This window comes from Paraburkholderia sp. BCC1885, from assembly GCF_900996235.1.
Lineage (GTDB): Bacteria > Pseudomonadota > Gammaproteobacteria > Burkholderiales > Burkholderiaceae > Paraburkholderia.
Map to the genome: position 1 here is coordinate 1 of NZ_CAAJGM010000157.1, position 451 is coordinate 451.

The 451-nt window shown below is 69.2% G+C and carries 1 pseudogene; it reads left to right on the forward strand.

The annotated features are described in order from the left end of the window. A pseudogene (locus tag FQ755_RS38145) lies at positions 1 to 154 on the forward strand (ABC transporter substrate-binding protein); the annotation flags it as partial. Positions 155 to 451 lie beyond the last annotated feature (297 nt).

Genomic DNA, 451 nt, shown 5'->3' on the forward strand with positions numbered 1-451 from the left:
GATCCTGCGCGACCCGCAGGTGCAGTTCAAGACCGCGCCGCAGAACACGCTGGGGCTCGCGCAGTTCATGCATCGCGTCGGCGCGATCCGCAACGAGCCGAAGACGGTGCACGACTACTTCTTCGACGATCCCGCCACGCAGGGCGGCAGCTGATCCGCGCGAACCGGCCGGCGTCTCGCTTATCCGCCGCCGGCATTTGCATAGCCGCAATGATTGGTTGGGATCGCCGGGCGCCGCCGGTATGTTGATGTTTTATCCGTTGCACCGTCGAGGTCGAGCATGAGTCTGTCGAACGCCTGGTCCGCGCCGCATGTCGCGCGCGCCGGAAATGACGCGCAAGCCGCGCCGCGCGCCGCCCGGCGCGGTGAGGCCGGCGCCGCTGCCGAGCCGGGAGCCGGCGAGGCGCCGCTGTTGTCGGTCGATCGCGTCACGCTCGAATATCGCAGCGGC